This is a genomic window from Pseudomonas bubulae (genome assembly GCF_037023725.1).
GTDB classification, from domain to species: Bacteria; Pseudomonadota; Gammaproteobacteria; order Pseudomonadales; family Pseudomonadaceae; genus Aquipseudomonas; species Aquipseudomonas bubulae.
The window spans coordinates 3,472,097-3,497,720 of record NZ_CP146077.1 but is presented as its reverse complement, the minus strand read 5'-3'; the positions used below and the strand labels follow the sequence as shown (position 1 = coordinate 3,497,720).

Genomic DNA, 25,624 nt, shown 5'->3' with positions numbered 1-25,624 from the left:
TGTGCCTGACATTGGTCCGCCGCCTTAACGCTTCAGGAGTCATGCCCGTGCCCGTACCCGCAACCTTTGCCCATACCCAAGTGCCGCTGGAGGTAGAGGGTGTGCACTTGACTATTGCCGCTCTTCACCGAGAAGGGGAACTGGCACCGATTGTCTTTCTGCATGGCTTCGGTTCGAGCAAGGAAGACTATGCCGATATCGCGCTGCGTGCGGAGTTCGCCGGGCATGCCTTTCTGGCCTACGATGCGCCGGGGTGTGGTGACAGCGGGTGCAGTGATCTTGCCCGGGTTTCCATCCCTTTTTTGCAGCAAACGGCGCTGCAAGTGCTCGAGCATTTTGGCATCGAACGCTTCCATCTGGTGGGCCATTCCATGGGCGGGTTGACCGCCCTGATGCTGGCCCATCAGTTCCCGCAGCGGGTACTCAGTTTTGTCGATATCGAAGGCAATATTGCCCCCGAGGACTGCTTTCTCAGCCGTCAGATCATCGACTGCCCGAGTGATGATCCTGAGCTGTTTTTTACGGCCTTTATCGAGCGTGCCCGCCATGCCCCGGCCTATGCCAGTGCCCTGTATGCCGCGAACCTGAGGCACAAGGTGCGTGTGCAAGCGGTGCGGGGGATTTTCGAGTCGATGGTCGAGCTGTCCGATAACGCCAACCTGATGGGCAAGTTTCTCGGCTTGCCGTGCCCGAAGATGTTTATGTTTGGCGACCAGAACGCGTCACTGTCCTACCTGCCGCATATCGCGGCTCACGGCGTACGCCTGGGGCAGATCCCGGCTTGCGGCCACTTCCCGATGTATTCCAACCCGATTGCGATGTGGCAGCACATGGCCGATTTTTATGGGGCAATTTCAGGCTAGGGCAACGCCGCCTCCACCAGCTCGATCCAGTGCCGCACCGGGGTTCTGCCTGCACTGTCGAGGTGTGCCTGGCAGCCGATATTGGCCGTGACAATAACCTCGGGGTGCGCGCTTTCCAGTGCGTTGAGTTTGTTGTCGCGCAGTTGCCGGGACAGTTCGGGCTGGGTCAGCGAATAAGTGCCTGCCGAGCCGCAGCACAAGTGGCTGTCGGGCACCGCGGTCAGGTTGAACCCCAACCGGGTGAGAATGCCTTCAACCGCGCCGCCGAGTTTTTGCCCGTGCTGCAAGGTGCAGGGGCAGTGGAACGCCAGCCGTTGATTGCTGTGCACACCGAGGGTGTGCAGTGGCTCGTCGCGCAGCACTTCAACCAGATCCCTGGCCAGCGCACTGACCTTGGCAGCTTTTTCGGCATAGGCCGGGTCGTTGCCGAGCAGGTGGCCGTACTCCTTGATAAAGGCACCGCAGCCGCTGGCGGTTTGCACGATTGCTTCGGCCCCTTGTTCAATCCCCGGCCACCAGGCATCGATATTGCGCCGGGCGCGATCAAGTCCTGCGGCCTGGGCGTCCAGATGGTAGTCCACTGCACCGCAGCAAGCGGCTTCTCGGGCAGGAATCACGCTGATGCCCAATCGGTCCAGCACTCGGGTAGCTGCTGCGTTGGTGTTGGGTGACAAGCTCGGTTGCACGCAGCCTTCGAGCAGCAGGACTTGCCGGGCATGGCGGGGGGTAGGTCGCAGCCCGGGCGCAGGGACCTGGCCTGGCAGTTTGTCTTGCAGGCGTGCGGGCAGCCAGGGGCGCAAGATCTGACCACTGCGCAGTAGCCACCTGAACCGGCCCGCATTCGGTATGACGCTGCGCAGCCCTTGACGCAGCAAGCGTTGCCCGAGCGATCTGGGTACCTGGGCGTCAACCATTGCCCGGCCAATGTCCAGCAGGTTGTGGTAGTCGACGCCCGAGGGGCAGGTGGTTTCGCAATTGCGGCAAGACAGGCAACGGTCCAGATGCTGTCGGGTTTTCTGCGTCACCTGATTGCCTTCCAGTACCTGTTTGATCAGGTAAATACGCCCCCTCGGGCCGTCCAGTTCATCACCGAGCAACTGATAGGTCGGACAGGTGGCGTTACAGAAACCACAGTGCACGCAACTGCGCAGGATGCGCTCAGCTTCCCCGGCGCGGGACAATTGGCGGGCCTGTTCGCTCAACGTGGTCTGCATGGTTCAAAGCTCCGCGTACAGGCGCCCGGGGTTGAAAATACCCCGCGGGTCGAGTTGTTGTTTGAGGCTACGCTGGTAGCGCATCAGAGCCTCCGGTAACGGCTGGAACGGGCTGTCGACAAGACCGTGGCTGTAGCAGGTGGCATGGCCGCCGACCTCGGTTACAACCGTGCGGATAAAGCTCGCCTCAGCATCCGACTTGAGCCAGCGCTGGGCACCGCCCCAATCGATCAACTGCTCACCGGGCAGCTCAAGTTCCGGGGTGTTGTTGGGCAAGGACAGGCGCCAGAGGGGCTGGCCCTCATCGAAGAAGCTCAATTGGTGTTCGTTGAGCCGTGTCCAGAACGAAGCGTCCAGGCGCTCGCCGCCCAGGCGTTCGTGAGCCGCCATCACCGAGCCTTCGCCACCCTCCAGGCGCAGGTGCAGGCGCTGGCCATCGTGGCAGGCAGCGCTGATCGGCAGCGGTTGCCGGCCCCATTCGGCGAGGCGCAGCAGGGCTCGCGCCGTGTCCAGTTCCAGGCTGATACTCAGGGATTGCCGCGGCTTGGGCAGCACCTTGAGTGACACTTCGGTGATGACTCCCAGTGCGCCGTAGCTGCCGGCCATCAATCGGGACAGGTCATAGCCAGCGACGTTTTTCATGACTTCGCCGCCAAAACGCAAATGCTTGCCGTGCCCGGTGATCACCCGGGTGCCGAGGACAAAGTCCCTGAGCGAACCTGACCAGGGCCGGCGCGGCCCCGACAGGCCGCTGGCAACCATGCCACCGACCGTGGCGGCACCGAAAGAGGGCGGTTCGCAGGCCAGCATTTGCCCGGCTTTATCCAGCACCTGCGCCAGCTCCATCAGAGGCGTACCGCAGCGTGCGGTGATCACCAGCTCGGTGGGGTCATAGCTGACAATGCCCCGATGGCCGCGGGTGTCGAGCACTTCACCGGGCACACTGCGGCCAAGGAAGGCTTTGCTGTTGGCGCCCTGGATACGTAGCGGGGTGGCGTATTGCAGCGCCTGATTGACCTGCTCCAGCAACAGGGCGCTGGTATCGACATTGTCTGCACTGCGCATCAGAACCGCTCCAGTTCGGGGAAGGGCAGTTGCCCCATATGCACGTGCATGGCGCCCAACTCGGCGCAGCGATGCAGGGTGGGGATGTTCTTGCCGGGGTTGAGCAAGCCGCCGGGGTCGAAGGCGGCCTTGACGGCATGAAACAGGGTCAGTTCATCGCTGTTGAACTGCGCGCACATCTGATTGATCTTCTCGCGGCCTACGCCGTGTTCGCCGGTAATGCTGCCACCGACCTTGACGCAGAGCTCAAGGATCTGGCCGCCCAGGGCTTCGGCGCGCTCAAGTTCCCCGGGCTGATTGGCATCGAACAGAATAAGCGGGTGCATATTGCCGTCACCGGCATGAAACACATTGGCCACTCTCAGGTTGTAGTGGGTCGATAATCCGGCAATGGCCTGCAGTACGCCGGGCAACTCACGGCGCGGAATGGTGCCGTCCATGCAGTAGTAATCCGGCGCAAGGCGACCTACAGCGGGAAAGGCGTTCTTGCGCCCGGCCCAGAAGCGCACCCGCTCAGCTTCGTCCCTGGCCTGGCGCACGGAGCTGGCGCCAGCCCGTTCAAGCACCTGGCGCACGCGCGCGCAATCGTCATGTACATCGGCTTCGACGCCGTCGAGTTCGCACAACAAGATGGCGTGGGCCTCGACCGGGTAACCGGCATGAATAAAATCTTCGGCGGCGCGGATGGCCAGGTTGTCCATCATCTCCAGCCCTGCGGGTATGATGCCGGCGGCGATGATGTCAGCCACGGCGCGACCGGCTTTTTCAACCGAGTCGAAGGCTGCCAGCAGCACTTTGGCGGTTTGCGGTTTGGGCAACAGTTTGACCGTGACCTCGGTAATGACCCCGAGCATGCCTTCGGAACCGGTAAACAGTGCCAACAGATCGAAACCGGGGGAGTCGAGGGCATCCGCCCCCAGGGTCAGGTGCTCGCCGTCAACGGTCAGTATTTCGATCTTTAGCAGGTTGTGCACGGTCAAACCGTACTTGAGGCAATGCACGCCACCGGCGTTTTCAGCGACGTTGCCACCGATCGAGCAGGCAATCTGCGAGGACGGATCCGGCGCGTAGTACAGGTCATACGGCGCCGCTGCCTGGGAAATGGCCAGGTTGCGCACACCGGGCTGAACCCGTGCAGTGCGGGCGTCGGGGTCGATATGAAGGATAGAGTTGAAGCGCGCCATTACCAGCAGCACGCCTTTTTCCAGGGGCAATGCCCCTGCGGACAAACCGGTACCGGCCCCGCGTGCGACCACCGGCACGCGCAACTCATGGCAGATGCGCAACACGCCCTGTACCTCGTCAAGTTGGCGTGGCAGCACTACCAGCAGGGGCGTGGTGCGATAGGCGCTAAGCCCGTCGCATTCGTAGGGCTTGAGTTCTTCACGCTGATGCAGGACTTCAAGGTTTGGCAAGCGTGTGCGCAGGGTGCGCAGTAATACGGCTTTATCGACGTCCGGCAGGACGCCGTCGACGCGTTCATCGTAGAGAATGTTCATGGCGGCTCACGACACTCGATTGTTCTTATTGGAGGTCTGTTCCGTATGCAGCCTAGTCGCAAAGTGCGCCCTGTATCACTTGCAGGGTGATATCGGTGGCGTCGGTGTTGAAACCGGGGGTGATAAAAAGCGCTGTGCTACTGGCCCTTGAGGTACAAGGGCCCGCTTGCGGGGCAAAAGGTCAATAGGCCTTGGCGCTTTTGATATCGGCAATGATTTGCCGGGCGATGGCTTCGACCTGCTCCTGGGTCATGGCCGACATGACGCCTTCCCAGGCCGATGATGACGTATCGTAGGTCCGGGTCCCCAGCAACTGGCCGGTCTTCAGGTCGGTGAAGTCTGCACTTGAGTTGACCCAGGCATTCCCCACCATGATGCCTGCGCCATACCGTGCACCCGGCGTGATGTAGCGGAAGTTGCTTACATTGATCTTGATGCCCACACCGTCTTTTCCATCAAGGCTGAGCAGTTGGGACTCAGCAAGGCGGTAGCCCTCTGCAGAGGCTTCGGCATGCAAGGCCTCCTTCCATTCTTGCTTCAGCAGGGGCCAGTCCTCGTTCTGTTGAACCTTGCTGTTGCCTTCAAAGTTGACGCGCAGGTTTTGCTTGGCTGTTGCCTGGATCGGCAGCATGGGGCTGCCACCGCTTTTAACCGAGGCCGCGCAGCCGCTCAACAGTGAAATGGCCACGGCACAGTACAGCGCAGACGAGAGTTTGGAAGCGTTCATTGAATGTCCATATTCTGGGGATGAACGCTATCTATACCGCAACGCCTCAGATTTTTCACCGGCTTTAATGGCTCTTGGCCAGTATCGGCATCAGTGAAGCGTCGCCGCCCGACCGATTTCGCCAATCCGGATCCGGTCCAGCGCCCGATTTAGAGCATCAAGCGCGTCGATCAGGGCCTTGGCCTCGGCTTCGCGGCCATCACCCCACAGGCGTTCGGCCATTTTGTTGAGGGCCTGGATCGATTGTTCTATGCCAGCTGCCGTAGCTGCCGGGTTTTCTGCGGTTTGCTTCTTGGACATGTCAAAAATTGCGCCATAAGTAATGGCTGCATACTAGCGCCGGATGCGGTTTTTTTGCCAACTGGCATCGCTGTGGAAGGTGCCTGTATCGCCACGCAGCACATAAAGGGTGGCCCTGTAGGCCGATGTCACCCGTGTGCATTGCAGGCCGCGAATCTTGTGGTACGCCCAGGCCCAGCCGTGGTTGGTTTTACTGCTCATCGGTGTGCCTGCGTTTTCATCATCTAGATCCTGAACGACATGAACCTGATTTGACTCGATTTCGCTCAGTAGTTCCCTGGCAATGACGGCGCAAACAAAATGATTTACATGAACAGTCATATGCAAGTTATTGATTTACATGATGTCAAACCTATGGCTTTGCCTGGAATTCCTCTTCATCCATGAGCACCAGTGCGCCAACGATCAGTGCACGCATGCCGCGGTCCAGCTCGGCCTCCATCTCGATTTCTTCGGCCAGGCGCTGGGCTTCTTCAACGGGCTGGCCGGTGACTGAATACACCGTGTCGGCTACGGCAATTCCGTGGAAGGCCACGGTTGCCAGCAGCCAGCGGGCCTGCGCCTTGGTAATGCCGTAGACCTGGGCGATATGGCTCTGATGCTCGTCGATCTTGGCGAGCATCGGTTGGGTCGCCGCCAAGCGGCGAATCACGTAGGGCGTCAAGCCGGGGTGGGCCTTTACAAACAGGCGCACCGAGGTGGCAAACACCGTCAGGTAGTCCTTGAGTTCACCACGCTGATCGGCGTCGACCCGCGGTATCTGCCAGCGGGTGAAGATCTCTTCGGCGATCAGATTCTTCAGCGCCTCCAGATTGGCAACATGCTTGTACAGCGCCATATGACTGACCCCCAAAGCGGCAGCAACGCCGACAAAAGTGATACCCGGCAGGCCGATCTCGATGCCTGCTTCGACGATGCGCTCGCGGGTGATGGTGCGAGGGCGCCCGCGGGTCGCGGGTGGTTGTGAGGCGTTCATGGCCGTTCCTTGATCGGTGAGGAGTGTCTTGTAGCTGTCTTGTCAGCATTTCGCAAATTAGTTTATAGTCATGCAACTAATTAAGGTTCTCATTTGCGAGCCACTATCAGTTGCGCATACACCCCCCTTGTTTGCGCTTAACCGGAATGCCAGTGGCCTTCCATTCTTATGACATTGCGGATGTTTGACTGGCATGGAAACTCCTCACACGGCTGCGGCCACACCCAAGATGCGTGGCCCTGTCAGCCAAGTGCTTCACCCGATTCGTGGGCGGCTGCTGATTGCCGCCCTGCTTGCGGGCGTTGGCGCCATGCTGACGCTGGTACCGCTGGCAGGTATTGCGCATGTCGCCGGGCTGGTTCTGGGTGACAACGCAATCACTGCTCATGAGGTGTGGCGGGCAGTAGGTGTCGGCGTGGCGAGTCTGTGCGCGGGCATGTTGTTGATATCCACCGGGGAGCTGCTGGCCCATCTGGCGGATAACCGTATTACCCACCACCTGCGCCTGGCCATTGTGCAGCGCCTGAGCCGCGTGCCCTTGGGCTGGTTCACCAGCCGGGGCTCGGGTGAGGTCAAGCAGGCGATGCAGGATGACATCAATACCCTGCACAGTCTGACGGCGCATTTCTACACCACCGTGGGGCGAGCGGTCGGCGCCATTGTGTTCTCGCTGGTCTACCTGTTTGTAATGGACTGGCGCATGGCAATTGTCTCGATCCTGCCGTTCCCGGGGTTCTTCCTGTTTTTTACCCGCGCCCTGAAAGCCAGCGAGAGCAACATGCAGGCGTTTGTCGAGGGCATGAGGCGTATCGACAATGCCGTGGTCGAGTTCGTCAATGGCATCCCGGTAGTGAAGTCGTTCGGGGCTGTCGGCAAGGCACACGGCAGTTACCGTGAGGCCGTCGATGCCTTCGCCCGGGCTTTTGTCGGTTTCACTCGCCCGCTGGTGGGTTCGATGGCCAATGCCAACGCAATGATCGCGCCGGTCGCGGTGCTGGGCGGCGTGCTGGCGTTCGGCACCCTGTTCGTGGCACTGGGCTGGATCGCTGCGCTGGATGTGCTGCCGTTCGCCCTGGTGACTCCGGGCCTGTGTGGCCCCTTGCTGTTGCTGCACTACATCACCCATGACCTCAACAATGCAGTGGGTGCGGCCCGGCGTGTGCAGGCCCTGCTCGATACACCGGTGCTGGAGCAACCGGCACCGGGCATGCAGCAGATGCCCCGGGGCAGCGAAATTGGTTTTGAGCACGTTGGCTACTGCTATGAAAGCGCGGGCCGGGGGCTGGCGGACATCAACCTGGTTCTCAAACCCGGCACGACCACCGCTGTGGTGGGGTGCTCCGGCGCCGGCAAGTCAACCCTGGCGCGCCTGCTGCTGCGTTTTTTTGACCCGACGCAAGGGCGCATCACCCTGGGGGGTGTGGATCTGCGTCAGATTGAGACGGCAACCCTGTACCGGCATATCGGTTTTGTATTGCAGGAGGTGCGGCTGATCCACGCCAGTGTGCACGACAACATTGCCCTGGGCAGACCAACGGCCACCCGCCAGCAGATTGAGGATGCTGCGCGCACGGCCAATATCCATGCGCGCATTGTTGCCCTGCCGCGTGGCTATGACTCGGTGGTGGGTGAGGATGCGCAGTTTTCCGGCGGTGAGTTGCAGCGGGTGAGCATCGCCCGTGCCGTGTTGCTCGATCCGCCCGTGCTGGTGCTCGACGAGGCCACGGCGGCGGCGGATGCCGAAAGTGAAGTGGCCATCCAGGATGCACTCTCACGTTTTGCCGGCGGCCGCACCTTGCTGGTCATCGCGCACCGACTCGACACCGTGATGCACGCCGACCAGATCATCGTGCTCGACAACGGCACGATTCACGAGCAGGGCAGCCACGGCGAACTGCTTGCCCGCAAGGGCCTTTATGCCCGCCTGTGGGCGCAGGGCGACTACTCATTCTCTGCAGAACTGGCGGTGCCGTCATGCTGAAACCCTTGTTAGAACTGTTGGGCGACGACGCGCCCGTGCTGCATCGTTATGTCTGGATGGCAGTGTTTTATGGTTTGCTCAGCGGGCTGACACTCACCACCCTGGTACCGGTGCTGGGGCATTTGCTCGCTAACGATCTACGAGGTGCAGCATTGTGGCTGCTGTTGACGCTTGCCGGCATGGCTGTGTGCTGGGCCTGCCGGCGCCGGGTGGAGCGCGCCGGTGTCGCGGTGGGCGTGGCCCTTTTGCAGGGGGCGCGCCAGCGCATCGGCGACCATGTGGCGCGATTGCCCCTGGGCTGGTTTACGACGCAGAACACCGGCCATCTGGGGCATGTAATTACCCAGGGCATGATGGCGGTGGCGCAGTTGCCGGCGCACGTTTTCACCCCTGTGATCAGTGGCGCGGTGACGCCTTTGGTGATCGTCGCCGCACTGTTTGCCGTGCATTGGCCACTGGGGCTGATTGCGCTGCTGGGACTTGCGGTACTGGCAGGGGCGCTGTTGTTGAGCGCGCGCCTGGGGCAGCGTACTGACCGGGCTTTCCAGCGGCACTTCGCGGATGCCAGCCAGCGCATGGTCGAGTTTGCCCAGGCGCAATCGGTACTGCGCGCGTTCAATGGCGAAGGGGGCGGGACGCAGTTGCTGGAACAGGCGCTCGAGCGCCAGCGCCAGTCCGGGCTGCGCCTGATCTATCAGTCATCGCTTTCGGTGGTACTCAATACCTGGGTCGTGCAGGTGATCTTTGCGGCCCTGTTGATCGCAGCCGCCTTGTGGCTTAACGGCCTGATGGGCGACACGCGGGATAACGCTTCGGTGATTGCGGTAGTCGTTGCGCTGTTGTTGAGCAGCCGCTATATCGAGCCGTTGCTGGACGTGGCCGGTTATGCCGAGATCCTGCGCAGTGCCAGCGGTCAACTTGACGCGGTGCAGGCCATCTTTGCCGCCCGGCCCTTGCCGGAGCCGGATCAGCCACAACCGCCACGGGATGGCTCTATAGAGTTGCGCGCAGTGAGCATGGCTTACGCGCCCGATCAACCCGATGTGCTGCATGATGTCAGCCTGCGTATTGAGCCGGGCAGCATGACAGCGTTGATCGGTGCTTCGGGCTCGGGCAAGACCACGCTGGTACGGCTGATCGCACGGTTTTTCGATGCGCGCGAAGGGTGCGTGCTCGTGGGTGGTGTGGATGTGCGGCACATGTCCGACAGCCAGTTGGCGGGTCAGATCAGTCAGATATTCCAGGACTGTTACCTGTTTCAGGGCAGCATTGCCGACAACATCCGCATCGGCAAACCCACCGCCAATGCTGACGAAATCCTCGAGGCGGCGCAGCAGGCCGGGCTTGGCGAACTTGTCGGGCGCTTGCCGCAAGGCCTCGACACACCGGTGGGCGAGGGTGGTGCACGGCTGTCGGGCGGTGAGCGCCAGCGTATTGCAATTGCACGCGCACTGATCAAGGAGGCGGCCATCTTGCTGGTGGATGAAGCCACTGCGGCGCTGGATGCCGAGAATCAGCACGTGATCGCCCGGACACTGGCCAGGTTGCGCGGGCAGCGCACGCTGGTGGTCATTGCGCATCAACTGTCTACGGTGTCGATGGCCGACCGGATCGTGGTGCTCGATCACGGCCGGGTGGCCGAGCAGGGCACGCCCGCGGCATTGCTTGCCACCAAGGGGCGTTACGCGAAGTTTCTTGAACAGCGTCGGGCTGCCAAGGGTTGGCGGGTGGCAAGCGGCAGTGAGCTGCAATGATGCGGGCACGATGGCTAGGGGTATTTGCCATGCTCTGCGTCACATCACTGCTGGTGGGGGCCCGGCAACTGGAGTGGTCGCAGCTGTGGTCCTTGTCGGGCGATGCCTGGCTGACGCTCACGGCCAGCCGCTTGCCGCGCCTGGCGGCGCTGGTGCTGACCGGGGCTGGCCTGGCAGTGTGCGGGGTGATCCTGCAACACATCGTGCACAACAAGTTCGTTGAGCCAGGCACTTCGGGCGGGCTGGATGCGGCCAGGCTCGGCATCCTGGTATCGCTGGCTGCGGTGCCCGGCGCCGGCATGACAGGGCGCATGCTGTTTGCGCTGGTGTTTTGTTTCGCCTCGGGGCTGATATTTGTCGTGATCATCCGCCGGATCCGATTCAAAAACACGGTGCTGGTGCCGGTCATCGGCCTGATGTATGGCGGCGTGCTGAGCGCCATTGCCGAGTTCTACGCCTACCACCACAACATCATGCAAAGCATGCAGGGCTGGCTGCTGGGCGACTTTTCCAGGGTGGTGCAGGGCAGCTACGAGATCATCTACCTGATCTTGCCGATTGTTGCCCTGGCCTATCTGTATGCCCACCGTTTCACCGTGCTGGGCATGGGTGAGGGCATGGCTACAAGCCTGGGCCTGAACTACTCGGCAAACGTTGCCCTGGGCTTGCTGCTGGTGGCGGTCACGGTATCAGCCACAGTCATCACGGTAGGGGCGATTCCTTTTGTCGGGCTGGTCATTCCCAACCTGGTGGCGCTGCGTTATGGCGACCACCTGGGCCGTACGCTGCCCATCGTTGCCCTGGGCGGCGCGTCAATGCTGCTGGTGTGCGACATCCTCGGACGGCTGCTGATTTACCCGTTTGAAGTGCCCATTGGCTTGATGGCAGGCAGCGTGGGCGGTGTGCTGTTCCTGGCGCTGATCATCTGGAGGCACCGATGAGGCGTCTGCAACCCCGGCATGGGGTATGGGTTCTGGTGGCGGCCCTGGCGCTGACCTTCGTGTTGTTGGGGTCGGGCATGGATTTTGATTATGTAATCCCCAAGCGGATCGCCCGGCTTATGGCCATGGTGATTGGCGGTGTGTGCATCGCCTGGTCGTCGATCACGTTCCAGACCCTCACCGGCAACCGGATATTGACCCCGGCAATCATGGGCTACGAGGCCATTTACCTGCTGTTGCAAGCCTTGCTGGTGCTGTTGCTGGGCACCGGCAGTGCGGTGTTACTGGGCAGTAACGGCAACTTTATGGTGTCTGTGCTGCTGTTGCTTGGCTACTCGTGGCTTATCCATCGTTACCTGCTGCGCAACGGCAAGAGCAACGTGTATTTCCTGCTGTTGGTCGGGCTGGTGCTGACGATGGTGATAGGCACGTTCACCCAGTTTGTCCAGCTCAAGGTCAGCCCCGGCGAGTTTTCGGTTTTGCAGGGTTTCAGCCTGGCTTCGTTCAACCGCGTCCAGCCGCAGCAGTTGCTGATTGCGGGGCTGCTGGTGGGCGCTGTGTGCCTGGTGGGCAGCAGAACCTTGGCAACCCTCGATGTGCTGGCGCTGGGGCGCGACCAGGCCATGTCCCTGGGGGTCGATTACCGGCGCAGCGTGCGCCTGCACCTGGCGCTGATTGCGGCACTGGTGGCGGTCTCAACCAGCCTGCTGGGGCCCACGGCGTTTATGGGGATCTTCGTGGCGAACATCACCTATGCGCTGGCCCGCACCTTCAGGCACCGGGTCACGCTGGCGCTGGGCAGCGTGATTGCCATCGGCATTTTCATCGTTGCGCAACTGCTGGTCGAGCATGTCTTCAACTACAAAACCACCGTCGGCATTCTCGTCAACCTGGTCTGCGGCGGGTATTTCCTGGTGTTGATGGTGCGTACCCGAGGAGCTCCATGATCACTGTTCACGGCATCCATAAAACCTATGGCAGCAAGACCGTACTACGCGGTGTCGACGCGAGTTTCCCGCCCCGGCAACTGACGGCGCTGATCGGCCCCAACGGCGCGGGCAAAACCACGCTGTTGATGATGATAGCGCGGCTGATGGAGCCCACGGCCGGTGAAGTACGCATCGAGGGGCGTGGGGTCGCGGGTATCGCGATTGGCGATTACGCCAGGCGCGTGGCCACTTTGCGCCAGTCACCGGACTTCAACCTGCGCCTTCGGGTGGAGGAACTGGTTGCCTTCGGGCGCTTCCCATACAGCCGTGGTGTGTTGACCGGCGAAGATCAACGGATCATCGACGAGGCCATCGCCTTTCTGTCGCTGCAAGCGCTGCGCCATGCCTACCTCGACGAACTCAGCGGCGGGCAGCGGCAGATGGCCTTTCTGGCCATGACCATCGCCCAGCAAACCGATTGCCTGCTGCTCGATGAGCCGCTGAACAACCTCGATATCAAGCACGCCGTACAGATTATGCGGGCGCTGCGCCGCTTGTGCGACGAACAGGGGCGCACGGTGATTCTGGTGGTGCATGACATCAACTTTGCCGCCAGCTACTGCGATCACTTCGTTGCGATGAAGGTGGGCGCGGTGCATTGCGCCGGCAGCGTTGACGAGGTGATCACTGAAGCGCGGCTGGGCGAACTCTACGGGCTGGACTTCGAGATCACCCACAGCCCGCGCGGTCGCCTGTGCAACTACTTCAACCCCCTGGAAAGAGACGCGAAATGATGATCCACAACAAAGATCGGTTATGGCCGTTGGCCCTGCTGCTCGGCGCGGCCGTGGCAGTGCAGGGCTGCAATGACAAACCGGCAGAGCCCCCACGGGCCGCCACCGCTGTGCAAGCCGTGCAGACGCCTTTTGCGCCGCTTACGGTGCAACACCAGTTGGGCACCACGGTCATTGAACGTGTACCGCAGCGGGTGGTTGCACTGGACATGAATGAAGTCGACTTCCTCGATCAACTGGGTGTCCCCGTGGCGGGCATGCCCAAGGATTTCATCCCGCACTTTCTCGCCCGCTATCGGGATGCACCGGGTGTCGAGGATCTGGGGTCGATTGTGCAGCCCAACCTGGAACGGGTACATGCCGCCAGGCCGGACCTGATCCTGATCACCTCACTGCAGGCCAACCACTATCAAGCCTTGAGCGAGATGGCCGCGACCGTTCATTTCGATGTCGATTATCGTGACAGCGAGTCCCGCCATATCGAGGTGATCAGGCAGCACCTGCTGACCCTGGGGCAGATGTTCGCCAAACAGGGGCTCGCGGAGGAAAAAGCCCGGGCACTGGACGCGAAAGTCGAGGAGGCGAGAGGCATCACCCGCGGGCGCCCTGAAAAAGCGCTGGTGGTGCTGCATAACAACGGCGCGTTCAGCTCCTTCGGCGTGCAGTCGCGCTACGGCTTTATTTTCACCGGCCTGGGTGTCAAACCCGCCAGCCCTACGGCAGAGGCGGGGCTGCATGGGCAACCGGTATCCAGCGAATTTATCCAGCAGGCCAACCCCGACATCATCTACATCGTGGACCGTACGGCGGTAATGGAACACCGCCCGGCAATGGCTATCGAGAGCCTGGGCAACCCGTTGCTGCGTCAGACCAACGCCTGGAAAAACGGCCGGGTGATCGTTGTCGATCCCCAGGCCTGGTACGTCACAGGTGCCAGTCCGACCGCCCTGAAACTGGTAATCGACGATGTGATCAAGGGCTATCAGGGCTAACGCCTGAAGGCGCTGCCAGGCATTTTTCTGGCATATAACGATTCTCATTAGAACCATTCCTTAGATTCAGATTAACAAAAACCATTCCCTGCCAGTCCAACGGAGTCTTCACGTGAGTCACTGTCATTTTCCTACCCGCATTGCGCCCCCGCGCGCAGTTTTTGCCCTGAACCGTACCGCCACGGCGGTACATGCCGTGTTGCTGACGCTGGCCATGACAAGCCTGGCAGCCCATGCCGAGACCATCCCCGGCGAGAAAGAACCCGGCGCATCAACGCTGCCTGCCACGATGGTTGAGGGCCATATGGCCACCCCGGCCGACTTGCCGCCCGGTTACGCAGGCGGGCAGGTGGCCTATGGCAGCCGGGTTGGGCTGCTGGGCAACAAGGACTTTATGGAAACCCCGTTCAGTACCATCAGCTATACGGAGCAGTACATTGCCGACCGTCAGGCGCAGAACATCACCCAGGTGATTGCCGCGACCGATCCCTCGGTGTTCAGCAACGGCCTGACCGGGACCTTCAGTGAGAACTACTCCATCCGTGGCTTCGCCAGCAATATCAGCGACGTGATGATGGGCGGGCTGTTTGGGGTGGCCCCGTATTACCGGATTTCACCGGAAATGTATGAGCGTATCGAAGTGCTCAAGGGCCCGTCGGCCTTGCTCAATGGCATGCCGCCGGGAGGCTCGGTCGGAGGGGCGGTCAACCTGGTACCCAAACGGGCGGGCGACGAACCGCTGACACGGCTGACGGGCACCTATATGTCCGATGCGCAGTTCGGTGGCCATCTCGATGTGGGCCGGCGCTTCGGTGAAGACCAGCAATTCGGCGTACGCTTCAACGGTGTGTACCGTGACGGTGACGGCGCAATCAACCACCAGCGGCAGAAAGCCGAGCTCACGTCCCTGGGCCTGGACTGGCGCGGTGAACGCGTGCGGCTGTCTGCCGACCTGTATCAAAGTGAAGACCGTGTGCGCGGGCAGAACCGCGGTATCAACCTGGCTTCCGGCGTGGCCGTGCCCAAACCGCCCAAGGCCGACACCCTGCTCAACCCTGACTGGGCCTATGTGCAAACCACGGACCGGGGGGCCATCGTGCGCGGTGAGTTCGACCTGAGCGACAACCTGATGGCTTATGCGGCGTATGGCATGAGCACAACCCATTACGAGTACAGCGGCACCATGATGGCGACGGTGTTCAACGACGCGGGTGACTTCAAGACCTCCATGGGCCAGTTGAAAATGGACCTGGAGAAAACCTCCGGCGAGGTCGGCCTCAAGGGCAACCTGCACACTGGCGCGATCAAGCATCAATGGACCCTCAATGCCACACACTACGGCGACACTCAAAAGGACTACGGGCGCCGCTCGGTGCCGGGCGCGGACTGGGTCACCAACATCTACCACCCACAGTGGGGGCCAGCTGCGGCCAAGAGCTTCCCGTACATTGCCCATACCAAGAGCCGCCTGACCAGCTATGGCCTGGCCGATACACTGTCGGTTCTCGAAGACCGGGTGCAACTGACCCTGGGTGTACGTCGCCAGCAAGTGCTGACCGACAGCTTCAGCACATCCACCGGCGCACGCACCAACCGCTATGACGAAGGCGCCACCACCCCGGCAGCGGCACTGCTGGTCAAGATCACCGACCAGGTGTCGGTGTATGCCAACTACATCGAAGGCCTGAGCGAGGGCGCGGCGGCACCGATGACGGCGAAAAACTTCGGTGACGTGTTCGCCCCCTACAAGTCCAAGCAGAAGGAAGTAGGCCTCAAGGTAGACCTCGGTGACTTCACCCACACCCTGAGCCTGTATGAAATTACCCGCCCCAGCAGCTACCTGGACCCGGATACCAATATCTTTTCCTTTGGCGGCGAGCAGCGTAACCGAGGGGTCGAGTGGGGCTTTTTCGGCTCGCCGCTGCACGACGTACGCCTGATGGGCGGTGTGGCCCATGTCGACCCGAAAATCACCAAGGCCCAGGGCGGCACCAACGAGGGCAAGACCGCCATTGGCCAGCCCCGGCTGCAGGGCAAGCTGGGTGTGGAATGGGACACCCCGGTCATCGAAGGCCTGACACTGACGGCCAACGCCACCTCGGTGTCCAAGCAATACATCAGCGCCGATAATACCCAGTCGATACCGGGCTACACGGTCTACGACCTGGGCACACGCTACAGCACCCGGGTGGCCAGCCAACCGGTGACGTTGCGTGGGAGTGTGAACAACGTGACCAACAAGGCCTATTGGGGGACGCCGCTGTTGTCCAGCCTGGGCCTGGGTGCGCCGCGTACCTTTGAGTTGTCCGCGACCATTGACTTCTAAAGGCGGGCCGCCAGATATCGAATAAAAAAGCCCGACACGAAGTCGGGCTCTTGGCCATTGGACACTGGAAAGTCAACGGTGCTTATGTTTGTGCTTGTGCTTACCCTTGCCGCCGGAGCTGTGTCTGTCGCCGTCGTCGCCAAGGTTATTGCCCACTGCACCACCTACTGCGCCACCCAGCCCGGCACCAATGGTAGAGCCGGTGGAACCGCCCAGTTGACCGCCGATAAGCGAGCCGCCAGCGCCACCGACGCCGCCACCGATGGCGGCTTCGGTTTTACTGCCTCTGGGTGCACCCACTGCACTACCGGCAGCGGCGCCCACACCTGCACCGATGGCCGCTCCTGAAGAGCCGCCCAGCTGTTGACCGACAATATTGCCCAGTGCGCCGCCAACACCGCCTCCGACCGCGGCAGATCCATCCCCGGCAGCCATTGCTCCCTGCGAAATCACGATGCCCAGCACCAGGGCGGGTAATGTAATACGCATGTCATTCACCTGAATCGAAAGTGATCAAGAGATGTATGCAGGAGAGTAAGAGTCCTGCCTGTGCAGAATTTGACGGCTTACCAGGCATAAAGTTCGATAACGGCATAGCGTCTTCTATTTGCAGGAAGCTAAATAGATTTTCCGCAGCAAGATGCTCATTGAGTGATGCCTGAATCAGGCAAGGGCAGCCGCGGCGATGCGGCCGATGCAGGCCCCGACAGCTGAAGGGACCTGCCAGAAGCGATCAGAATGCCAGGCCGACCTTCACGCCGAACTCGTCACGCTTGAGTTTGGTGTTGTCGGCAATTGGCGAATCTTCGTCGATTTTGTACTCCGTACGGGTGTAGTACACGCCTGCATTGATCGGCATATCACCGTTCTGGTTCATCAGCAGCGAAACTTCAGCGTAGGGGTTGGTGCGGTCTTTCATGTCGACGTTGCCGCTGCCGAAGCCGTCGACTTTCAGCCGTGCGCGACCATCCATAGCGTGACGGGCGCCTACTTCTACACGCAGGGTCGAGGTGTCGAACTGGTGGTTGTAACCCAGTGCGGCCTTGGCAAACGGCGATTTGAAGGTCAACGTTGTGTCCAGGTCGTTGATTTCAGGTTCGAAACGGGTCCAGCTGTAACCGCCACCGACGATAACGTCGACGAAGTTGCGGGCATCCAGCGCTGCGCGCCAGCCAAGGTCGAGGTCGGCCTGGGCTTCCTTGAGCTTGTTGTCGTTTTTCTTGCTGTATTTGGCTTCACCACCGATCTGGTAGATGAAACCGGATTCGGCGGTCATCTTGTTGCCAAAGTTGGCGAACACACCGGCCTGACCCATATCCTCCTTGTCGGATTTGCTACCACCTTCGAATTTGAACTTGGTGTAGGAGCCCAGTAAACCGACGGTGAAGAGCGGGTCAGTGCTTGGGGCTGCCATCACTGCCAATGGTGCGCCGAACAGCGCCAGGGCACAGGTGTGACGCAGCAGTTTTGCGGTAAGCATTCGTGAATGTCTCCATGACGTAGATAAAAATGTTTACGGCTATTTAGATATAACGACTCTGATAAGTTCAGAGCGAATCGATAAGAAGCTAAAACCCGCTCCGAATCAAGTTTTGCTGCCCCATGCCCGCCGGGGTCTTTTTTGACCTTGAGCCGTTGTGGCTGCTTACCGCTATTGCAGGTTTGAGGGCTGTAAACCCGTGGCCATAGATCCCGGAGGAGCAAACACATGAAAGAAATAACGCGCCTGTCGCCAATCAGGCGCGTGCTGCTTTAGTGCGTTACCAGCGTGTCCAGCGACTTGTCGACATACCCCTTGGCCAGCTCCACCAGGTGCAGGGTCGACAACACCAGGTCGCGCGCAGGGCCGCTCAGACCATTCCCCGCCTCATTCGCGCAGGCACCCGCACAGCGCAACAAGTCTGACGCCTGGGCCAGGGCCGCTTCTGAATTGACACTGGACGGGATGGCAAACAGGGCCGTGCCCGAAGCGCGAACGGGCCTATGGCCTTGCAGGTAGAAATTGAGCGCACGGTCGGTGGCGGCACGGTCCAGCAACGGGTCGTTACCGTCAGCAGCATCGAGGGGTAAAACGGGTGGGTCGGGGGTGATCTTTTTCATGGCTTAACTCCAAACACGTTAAGGAAGCTGCCACTTTTAGCTACTAAACGAATGGGTGGCAGCCGTGCACAGGTTAGTAGACCGGCGTGTTTGGGAACCGGTGTGCCCGAGGGCACCCTGCGCACGGCCACCATAAAACGCAGGCCGTAAAAAGCGCCTCACGGAGGTGGCGCCTTGCGCCAAACACTAAAACCGGGCTACTAAACCCGACCGCTGATTTTGCAGCGATGGGACGAGACTATTCCCCGATTTTAGGCGGCGCAAGCGAGCAAGATTTTCTAGGATGTTTCATTGGAATGAAAGCGAAACGTCGTACGAAACGGCTGATGTTAAAGGCCCAAAGCCTGCCACGATCCTGTCGCCGCTGCCGGCAACGAAGGCTGCGTTCCTCGGCAGCGGCGACAGGAGATTACGCAGCGCACACTTGCTTCTAACAGGCTGGTCGACCGCCGTAACAGGCGAATCAGGCCACATCCACCAGCACAATCTCGCTGTCTTCAATCGCGGTGACCCGTAGCAGGGTCTCATCGACAATGGCCACACCGTCCCGTGCGCTGGCCTGCAGGCCATTGACTTCAATCACCCCGGTGGCAGGCACCAGGTAGGCTCGCCGGCCGTTGTCCAGACGGTACTCGGCGGTTTCCCCGGCCTTCAGGTTCGCCGCTACCAGTCGCGCATCGGCACGAATGCGCAGGCTTTCAGGGTCGCCATCCTTGCCGCTGGCCAGGGTCACAAAACCCTCACGGCCGCCCTTGGGAAAAGGCTTGGCGCCCCACGCCGGAGCATCACCCTGCTGGTTGGGTACGATCCAGATCTGGAAGATCCGGGTCGGTGTGGACTCCAGGTTGTATTCGCTATGCGCAATCCCGGTACCGGCGCTCATCACCTGTACATCACCGGCTTCGGTACGACCCTTGTTGCCCAGATTGTCTTCGTGGCTGATAGCACCTTCGCGGACATAAGTGATGATTTCCATATCGCGGTGCGGGTGTTTAGGGAAGCCGGTGCCGGGGGCGATCACGTCGTCATTCCAGACCCGCAGGTTGCCCCAGTTCATCCGCTGCGGGTCGTAGTATTCGGCAAACGAAAAGTGATGATGGGCGTCCAGCCAGCCGTGGTTTGCTCCGCCCAGCGTATTGAAAGGTCTGAGTTCAAGCATGATGCTTCTCCTGAGAAGGGTGCCAAGGGTTGACCGGTTGGCGATGAGGTGATTCTCCATCAGCAACATATCGATAAAAAGCTGAAAAAATGCGTTAAACCAATCGGTTTACTAGATGCATTAGCAAGCCAGTCAATCGCTATTTACCTTTAGTACAGGCTCTAAACGGCTGATGCCCAAGCAATTAGCTAGAAATCGGCGCGCAATGGGGTGACCATAGCCCCTCCACCCGGACAGCCTCACACCCTGGAGTCAGCGTGCCGCAACACAATCCCGAACTGCCTGAAGACCTTGCCCCCATTACCCAATTGCCCTTGCTCAAGCGCCTTGCCGCGCGTGTGTTTGGCAGTGGCTTGAGCCGTTTGCGCGCGCAACATGCGCCGTCCTGGCTGCAGGGCCAGGCAGACGGGTTCCGCAGCGGGCACAGTGCCGGGGTGGATTACGGTTTCAAGGAGGGGCATGCCGAAGGGCTCGAAGAGGGTCGCCAGGTGCTGTTTATCAGCGATATGCGCCCGCAGGAGCTGCGTGCTCCCGGGATCGACGAGAATCTGTTCGATGACTGGCGCCTGCCGCTGGGCCCGGAACTGAAAAAGCTGATCAAGGCCGACGTGGCTGCCAACCTGCCCGAGCATGCCCAGCCCAGTGCCGCACAGTGGAAGATGATTTTCAGTGATACCCCGTCGACCTCGGTGGTTGCAGGCGCCGGAGCCGGCAAGTCGACCTCGCTGGTGTTGCGCATTCTGCTACTGACCCATTACCTGGGCTTTGAACTCGATTCGATGACCGTGGTGACCTTTACCCGGGAGTCGCGCAAGGACTTTATCAAGAAGCTGCAGGAAATCTTCGCCTTGTGGGGGCGCAATCTGTCGCTCAAGGAAGCCCGGGATGTGGTGCGTACCTTTCACTCGCGGATTTTGCCCATGGTGCGCAGCTTGCCCGGCTATAGCCAGTTACAGGCCTTCGAGACCCTGAATAGCCGCAGCCTGCTCAACGACGACGAGACCGACAGCAACCCGTTTGACCTGCGGATCAACGATGCCCAGCGTCAGCAACTGAATGCCTGTTATCACGGGCTATATAACCGCGATGAGCGCTTCCGTCAGACCCTGGCACCACTGCGACTGCATGCCTTGCAGCTCAAGGAGCTGGAGCGCGACCATCCAGATGTGCAAAAGCGCATGGCGGTGACCGAACTGGCCGCCAGGCGCGACGAAGAACTCTGCGACACCCTGGAAGACCTCTGGTTTGCCGCCGGCGCCTGGCCGATCAAAGGCATTGAGCCCAACCGCGAAACCATCGAGATCAATGGCGCGCAGTTCCATTGCCACGGCTATATTGCCGAGCTGGATGCCTGGGTGGTACTGGGCTTCGATCCCCGTGAAAACCCGCAGATCTGCCGCCCCGGGGCCAAGCTCAGCGTGCGCGCCGAGTGGGCAGTCAAGCGCACCCTGTTTCAAGCTTTTTGCAGCAAACCATTGATATGGCTGGAAAACTACGAGTCTGCGAAGCGTGTAGTCAGTGCCCTCGCCGGGGATGCCAGCGCAGGCCCCGGCTTTGATTACAAGCTCAAAGGTGAGTTGGGCTCGGCGCCTTTGCTCGACAGTTTTGTCGCCGCCGCCAGTTTTATTGAAAACCTGGGGCTGGACGTGGCCGCCGCAGTGGGCGATATGCGCTTTGCCAAGGATGATCCGGACCGTTTCTTTTTTGAGGCCTTGAGCCTTTTCTGGCGGGCGCTGGAAGACCACCTGCTGGCACAGACCCCGCCGGTGATGACCTATAACCGCATGTTCTCCCTGTTTGGCGAGAACACCCCGCAGAACTTCAAGCTGCTCAGCCATGAGCAACTGCGGCCGTTGTCGCATTTGATGATTGATGAGTTTCAGGATGTCTCACCACAGATCGTGTCCTGGCTACGCGCCAGCTTGCGCGAGATCCGCAGCCGTGGCCCGGCCATGCATGTAGGCCGTGGAGCCCAGCGTTCATCGTTGTTGTGTGTGGGCGATGACTGGCAATCGATCTACGGCTGGCGGGGCAGTTCGCCCAAATACTTCATGGAGTTCAACAAGGAATTTCCGTCACCTGCCACCACCCGGGTGATGCTCAGTGACAACTTTCGCAGCCATCAACACATCATCGATGCCGCCGAACATATCGTGCGTGCCGCGCCGTCCATTGCCGGCAAGCGGGCCAAGGCCAGCGGTGAGCCCAAGGTGGCAGTCCCGGTCAATGTGTTGCATCGCGATGACCAGGGGTTGGCCGCGCAGTTGATCGAGCATTACAACGCCGGGGACAGTATCTTGATGTTGTTTCGAAAAAGTAGCGATAAGTTACTGATAGAAAAGGATATTCAATCAGTAGTTAATGTTGATTCGAGGTTGGCGCCGGAAGATCGCAGGCTCAAGCAGCTGACCTATCATAGCTCCAAGGGCTTGCAGGCGGATGCTGTTTTCCTGCTGGGGGATTGTCAGCATCTGACAACCTCACCTTATAAGAACCAGGTTTACCGCATGGCCGGTCTGGGTAAGGAGGGTGACCCCGAGCCGTATGACAATGCCCAGAAAGATGAAATCCTGCGTCTGGCCTACGTCGGTATTACCCGGGCAGTGAAGCATTGTTACTGGTATGTGGAAAACCAGGATGCCCAGGGTCCGAATATCCCCAGGGCCTCGGACCGTGTGCCCCAGGGCAAGGCGTTCTTTCAGGACTTGCGACTCACTGACAATAATTGAAGGAATACCTTTTGATTGATCTTCTGCTTGCCAAAAACAACAGTCTGCGCGTATTCGCCTTGTCAGCCCTGGCCCTGTGGACGGCCGGATGCAGTACCGGGGAGCCCGAGCTGCACAAGCCCTCCGAGTTGCCGCCTGCGCCCGAAATAGCCTCGGGTTTGCGTACCGATATGGCCCCGGTACACGCCACCCGGCATATGGCTGCTGCAGCCAACCCGCTGGCCACTGAGGCGGGGCAGCAAATACTGCGCAAGGGCGGCTCGGCAATCGATGCAGCAATCGCCATGCAAGCCGTACTTGCACTGGTTGAACCCCAGTCCAGTGGCCTCGGCGGCGGTGCGTTTATTCTGTACTGGGACGGCAAGCGGGTGCAGGCCTATGATGGCCGCGAAACTGCTCCGGCAGGTGCCACCCCGGGGATGTTCATGGGGGCAGAAGGTCAACCGATGCCTTTCTCCGAGGCCCAGATAGGCGGACGTTCAGTCGGCGTGCCCGGGGTGCTCAGGGCGCTGGAAATGGCCCATCAGCAGCATGGCAAACTGCCCTGGAGTGATCTGTTCCTACCGGCAATCAAACTGGCCAGCGAAGGTTTTCCTGTTTCCCAGCGCTTGCATACGCAAATCGCCGCCGACAGGTTTATCGCCGGCTCGGCGGAAATGGCCCGGTATTTCCTTACACCTCAAGGGCAAGCGTTGCCGGTTGGCACCTTGCTGAAAAACCCGGAACTTGCACGCACCTTGCAAAAAATTGCCAGCCGTGGCGCCGATGGGTTTTACCAGGGGGCCGTCGCGCAGGCGATGGTCGACAACGTTCGATCCCACCCTCGTGCCGGGACCCTGTCCCTGGCGGATATCAGTGGTTACCAGGCCAGGGAGCGCACACCGGTGTGTGCGGACTACAAGCAGTGGCAAGTCTGCGGTATGCCACCACCGTCTTCGGGCGGTGTCGCCGTGTTGCAGACCCTGGGGATTCTTGAGGCCCTGCAAGATAAATCCCCGGCCCTCGATCTCGCCAGCATGCCCCCCGTACCGAGCAGCTCCGGTGCAGGTCTTGAGCCTTCGCCTTCAGCGGTACACCTGATCGCAGAAGCCGAGCGCCTGGCTTACGCTGACAGGGCACAGTACCTGGCGGACAGCGACTTCGTACCAGTCAATGTGAAAGGGCTGACGGATAAAGCCTATTTCAGGACGCGGGCCGCTCTGATCGGTGACAAGAGCATGGGCCGTGCCGAGGCCGGTGTTCCGGCAGGCATTAACCTTGCCCTGGCTCCTGATCGCTCGCCACTGCGCATTTCGACCTCCCACATATCCGCTGTCGATGACCAGGGCGGGGCGATCGCCATGACCACTTCGGTTGAGGCTGCGTTTGGTTCACACGTAATGACCCAGGGTTTTATCCTTAACAATCAGCTCACCGACTTCTCGTTTATTCCCGAAGAAAACGGCAAGCCGGTGGCCAACCGCATCGAGCCGGGCAAGCGCCCGCGCTCTTCAATGGCCCCGACCCTGGTGTTCGAACGCAAAAGTGGCGAATTGGTCGCAACTATTGGTTCACCGGGTGGCTCGCAAATCATCGAGTACGTCAACAAGTCGGTAGTTGGCCTGCTGGACTGGAAGCTGAACCCCCAGGACGCAATCAGCCTGCCCAACTTTGGCAGCCGCAATGTGGACACTGAGCTTGAGGCTGGCCGGTTCAGCCCGGCGCTGGTGCAACAGTTGCAAGACCGCGGGCACAAGGTGGCGCTGATAGAAATGACCAGTGGCACGCAGATTATTGTGCGTGACAACAACGGCTGGGTGGGTGGTGCCGATCCGCGACGTGAAGGTACAGCTTCAGGGGATTGATACGCAGTCAAAAGCCCCTTAGCCCAACCCTCTCCCGCACGGAGAGGGTACTGATCTGCCACAGAGCATCTACAGGCGCTGCAAAATCAGGCCTGTGCCTGCCATGCCAGCGGCGGCACAAAACTCTCGAGTTCGTCTTCTACGCATTGAATGAGGCGCCCCACTTGACCGGGGGTCATCACCGCCGAGCAGGGGATACCGGCGACGGTAATCACGGTTTCACCACTGGCACGGTCAAACAAACGGGCGACCATGCTGCCTGGTGCGTCCATGGTTGCCTCGAAGCCCATCGGGTGGAAGTGCCAGCGCATCAGTTGGCAGGCATTGGGGAAGGTGACTTTGTTGATGTTGTCCATGGGGTACATAGAGCAATTCCTTTAGCTCAAGATAAGGGGCGGTTGTTTCTGACCGCATAGGTTTTCAAGTATTTCGTGATCAAACCTAACACTCGGGAGAGTTGCTGCTAAGCCTTATTTTTCCCGCAACCCGGTTGTTTGCCCGTACTTTGATGTGAATCATGCACTTAGGTTATTTATCCGCAGCCAGTACCCATTGAAGCCCATGGGCAAACTCGGCACTCTGTGTTTTTTTACCTTCGAGCCCCCCATGCCAGCTCCAGACGACGGTCCCGAAAATACCCGCGCCACCGGCGAAATCGTGCTGCGTTACCACCTGTGCTGGAAGCATCGGGATCTGGACGGGGTAATGGCGTTGTATCACCCCGATGTGACCTACAACGACTTCTTCCAGAATCGGGTCATGGTGTTCAATGAACTGCGCGAGTATGTGCAGTCGTCCATGCCCAGAGAACCGGATGAAGCCCTTGAGCACAGTGATCGCATCCGTCTGGATGGCAATACCGCCTTTATTCAATACCGCATGACCTTGCGCGGCAGCCAGGGGTTGGTGTCATTTCGTGCCAGTGAAGCCATTACCGTGCGCGATGGTTTGATCTGGCGCGTCAACGAGTACGCCTCGCTGGTTCATGAGTCAGCCGTCAATCCGGCACGGCAGGGCTCAACACGCCCCGCGGTCAGCCGCCTGGGGCTTTCGGCGCGGCAGCTGGGCTTTATGGCCCGTGACCTGCAAACCTACTTCGAACGACAGCAACCCTGGCTCGACCCCGAGCTGGACTTGCAACAAGTGGCCAAAGCCTGTGGCTATACACGCAATCAGCTGTCGTATCTGTTCAATCAGGTGCTGGGGCAAAGCTTTTACCGCTATCTCAATCACGCACGATTACGCCATGTACTGGCTGCGATGGATGCCGCCGAGACGTCGGTCAAGGTTGATGAGTTGGCCTTTTCGGCAGGCTTCAACTCGATTTCGGCGTTTTACAGCTGTTTTCGCCAGCACACCGGGCAATCGCCCAAGGCTTATGCCAAACAAATTTCTTTGCGGGCACGCACGCAAGACGCGCCCTGATGCCTG

23 protein-coding genes are annotated in these 25,624 nt (G+C 60.3%); 11 read left to right on the top strand and 12 right to left on the bottom strand.

What is annotated here, in order from left to right; genetic code table 11:
- Window positions 1-47: 47 nt before the first annotated feature.
- Complete coding sequence (locus V6L81_RS15910; RefSeq protein WP_240055604.1) at window positions 48-863, top strand: alpha/beta fold hydrolase; 816 nt, start codon at window positions 48-50, stop codon at window positions 861-863.
- Here the strand turns inward: V6L81_RS15910 and glcF are convergent.
- The 7 genes from glcF to V6L81_RS15875 form a co-directional block, all read right to left on the bottom strand.
- Complete coding sequence (glcF, locus tag V6L81_RS15905) at window positions 860-2,077, bottom strand: glycolate oxidase subunit GlcF (RefSeq protein ID WP_338660137.1); 1,218 nt, start codon at window positions 2,075-2,077, stop codon at window positions 860-862. The genes V6L81_RS15910 and glcF overlap by 4 nt on opposite strands.
- A 3-nt stretch (window positions 2,078-2,080) precedes the next feature.
- Window positions 2,081-3,142, bottom strand: a complete 1,062-nt coding sequence (glcE, locus tag V6L81_RS15900) for a glycolate oxidase subunit GlcE (RefSeq protein WP_095023355.1) — start codon at window positions 3,140-3,142, stop codon at window positions 2,081-2,083.
- A complete protein-coding gene (gene glcD, locus V6L81_RS15895; protein ID WP_095026212.1) occupies window positions 3,142-4,641 on the bottom strand; it encodes a glycolate oxidase subunit GlcD in 1,500 nt (499 codons plus the stop codon). Before glcD ends, glcE begins: the two co-directional genes overlap by 1 nt.
- Before the next feature lie 181 nt (window positions 4,642-4,822).
- A complete protein-coding gene (locus tag V6L81_RS15890) occupies window positions 4,823-5,368 on the bottom strand; it encodes a DUF4410 domain-containing protein (RefSeq protein ID WP_095000130.1) in 546 nt (181 codons plus the stop codon).
- 90 nt (window positions 5,369-5,458) lie between these two features.
- Window positions 5,459-5,668 (bottom strand): hypothetical protein, encoded by a 210-nt coding sequence (locus V6L81_RS15885; protein ID WP_095000131.1) that lies wholly within the window; start codon window positions 5,666-5,668, stop codon window positions 5,459-5,461.
- A gap of 33 nt (window positions 5,669-5,701) precedes the next feature.
- Window positions 5,702-5,869, bottom strand: coding sequence for a hypothetical protein (locus V6L81_RS15880; protein WP_165446467.1), 168 nt, complete (start codon window positions 5,867-5,869; stop codon window positions 5,702-5,704).
- A gap of 151 nt (window positions 5,870-6,020) precedes the next feature.
- Window positions 6,021-6,644 (bottom strand): TetR/AcrR family transcriptional regulator, encoded by a 624-nt coding sequence (locus V6L81_RS15875; protein ID WP_095023357.1) that lies wholly within the window; start codon window positions 6,642-6,644, stop codon window positions 6,021-6,023.
- A gap of 193 nt (window positions 6,645-6,837) precedes the next feature.
- Here V6L81_RS15875 and V6L81_RS15870 point away from each other — a divergent pair, with 193 nt between their 5' ends.
- The 7 genes from V6L81_RS15870 (at window position 6,838) to V6L81_RS15840 (ending at window position 16,361) form a co-directional block, all read left to right on the top strand.
- Window positions 6,838-8,625, top strand: a complete 1,788-nt coding sequence (locus tag V6L81_RS15870) for an ABC transporter ATP-binding protein (protein ID WP_338660136.1) — start codon at window positions 6,838-6,840, stop codon at window positions 8,623-8,625.
- Window positions 8,619-10,379 (top strand): ABC transporter ATP-binding protein, encoded by a 1,761-nt coding sequence (locus V6L81_RS15865; RefSeq protein ID WP_338660135.1) that lies wholly within the window; start codon window positions 8,619-8,621, stop codon window positions 10,377-10,379. The genes V6L81_RS15870 and V6L81_RS15865 overlap by 7 nt, the downstream gene beginning before the upstream one ends.
- A complete protein-coding gene (locus V6L81_RS15860) occupies window positions 10,379-11,320 on the top strand; it encodes an ABC transporter permease (RefSeq protein ID WP_138738086.1) in 942 nt (313 codons plus the stop codon). Before V6L81_RS15865 ends, V6L81_RS15860 begins: the two co-directional genes overlap by 1 nt.
- Window positions 11,317-12,267, top strand: coding sequence for an iron chelate uptake ABC transporter family permease subunit (locus V6L81_RS15855; protein ID WP_095038905.1), 951 nt, complete (start codon window positions 11,317-11,319; stop codon window positions 12,265-12,267). The genes V6L81_RS15860 and V6L81_RS15855 overlap by 4 nt, the downstream gene beginning before the upstream one ends.
- The gene (locus tag V6L81_RS15850; protein ID WP_095026216.1) at window positions 12,264-13,043 is read left to right on the top strand and encodes an ABC transporter ATP-binding protein; all 780 of its coding nucleotides are present in this window, start codon (window positions 12,264-12,266) and stop codon (window positions 13,041-13,043) included. Before V6L81_RS15855 ends, V6L81_RS15850 begins: the two co-directional genes overlap by 4 nt.
- Window positions 13,040-14,035 (top strand): siderophore ABC transporter substrate-binding protein, encoded by a 996-nt coding sequence (locus tag V6L81_RS15845; protein ID WP_095019886.1) that lies wholly within the window; start codon window positions 13,040-13,042, stop codon window positions 14,033-14,035. Before V6L81_RS15850 ends, V6L81_RS15845 begins: the two co-directional genes overlap by 4 nt.
- Before the next feature lie 112 nt (window positions 14,036-14,147).
- Window positions 14,148-16,361 carry a TonB-dependent siderophore receptor gene (locus V6L81_RS15840; protein WP_338660134.1) on the top strand — a complete coding sequence of 738 codons (2,214 nt, stop codon included), beginning with the start codon at window positions 14,148-14,150 and terminating at the stop codon, window positions 16,359-16,361.
- 72 nt (window positions 16,362-16,433) lie between these two features.
- On the opposite strand, the gene V6L81_RS15835 is transcribed toward V6L81_RS15840, so the two are convergent.
- The 4 genes from V6L81_RS15835 to V6L81_RS15820 all read right to left on the bottom strand — a co-directional run bounded on the left by V6L81_RS15835 (window position 16,434) and on the right by V6L81_RS15820 (window position 19,620).
- Entirely contained in the window at window positions 16,434-16,850 is a 417-nt protein-coding gene (locus V6L81_RS15835) for a hypothetical protein (RefSeq protein ID WP_095000139.1), read from the bottom strand.
- A gap of 244 nt (window positions 16,851-17,094) precedes the next feature.
- Window positions 17,095-17,841 (bottom strand): outer membrane beta-barrel protein, encoded by a 747-nt coding sequence (locus tag V6L81_RS15830; protein ID WP_095000140.1) that lies wholly within the window; start codon window positions 17,839-17,841, stop codon window positions 17,095-17,097.
- A gap of 272 nt (window positions 17,842-18,113) precedes the next feature.
- Window positions 18,114-18,461 carry a DUF6124 family protein gene (locus tag V6L81_RS15825; protein ID WP_095023364.1) on the bottom strand — a complete coding sequence of 116 codons (348 nt, stop codon included), beginning with the start codon at window positions 18,459-18,461 and terminating at the stop codon, window positions 18,114-18,116.
- Window positions 18,462-18,924: 463 nt separating this feature from the next.
- On the bottom strand, window positions 18,925-19,620 hold the full coding sequence (locus V6L81_RS15820; RefSeq protein WP_338660133.1) for a pirin family protein: 696 nt from the start codon (window positions 19,618-19,620) through the stop codon (window positions 18,925-18,927).
- A gap of 257 nt (window positions 19,621-19,877) precedes the next feature.
- On the opposite strand from V6L81_RS15820, the gene V6L81_RS15815 reads away from it, so the two are divergent.
- A complete protein-coding gene (locus tag V6L81_RS15815) occupies window positions 19,878-22,349 on the top strand; it encodes a UvrD-helicase domain-containing protein (RefSeq protein ID WP_338660132.1) in 2,472 nt (823 codons plus the stop codon).
- Between the two features lie 68 nt (window positions 22,350-22,417).
- Window positions 22,418-24,193 carry a gamma-glutamyltransferase gene (gene ggt / locus V6L81_RS15810; RefSeq protein WP_338660694.1) on the top strand — a complete coding sequence of 592 codons (1,776 nt, stop codon included), beginning with the start codon at window positions 22,418-22,420 and terminating at the stop codon, window positions 24,191-24,193.
- Window positions 24,194-24,279: 86 nt separating this feature from the next.
- Here the strand turns inward: ggt and V6L81_RS15805 are convergent, their stop codons facing one another.
- Entirely contained in the window at window positions 24,280-24,558 is a 279-nt protein-coding gene (locus V6L81_RS15805) for a DUF1652 domain-containing protein (protein ID WP_176464278.1), read from the bottom strand.
- Between the two features lie 241 nt (window positions 24,559-24,799).
- Between V6L81_RS15805 and V6L81_RS15800 the strand changes: the two genes are divergently transcribed.
- On the top strand, window positions 24,800-25,618 hold the full coding sequence (locus tag V6L81_RS15800) for a helix-turn-helix domain-containing protein (protein WP_338660131.1): 819 nt from the start codon (window positions 24,800-24,802) through the stop codon (window positions 25,616-25,618).
- Window positions 25,619-25,624 lie beyond the last annotated feature (6 nt).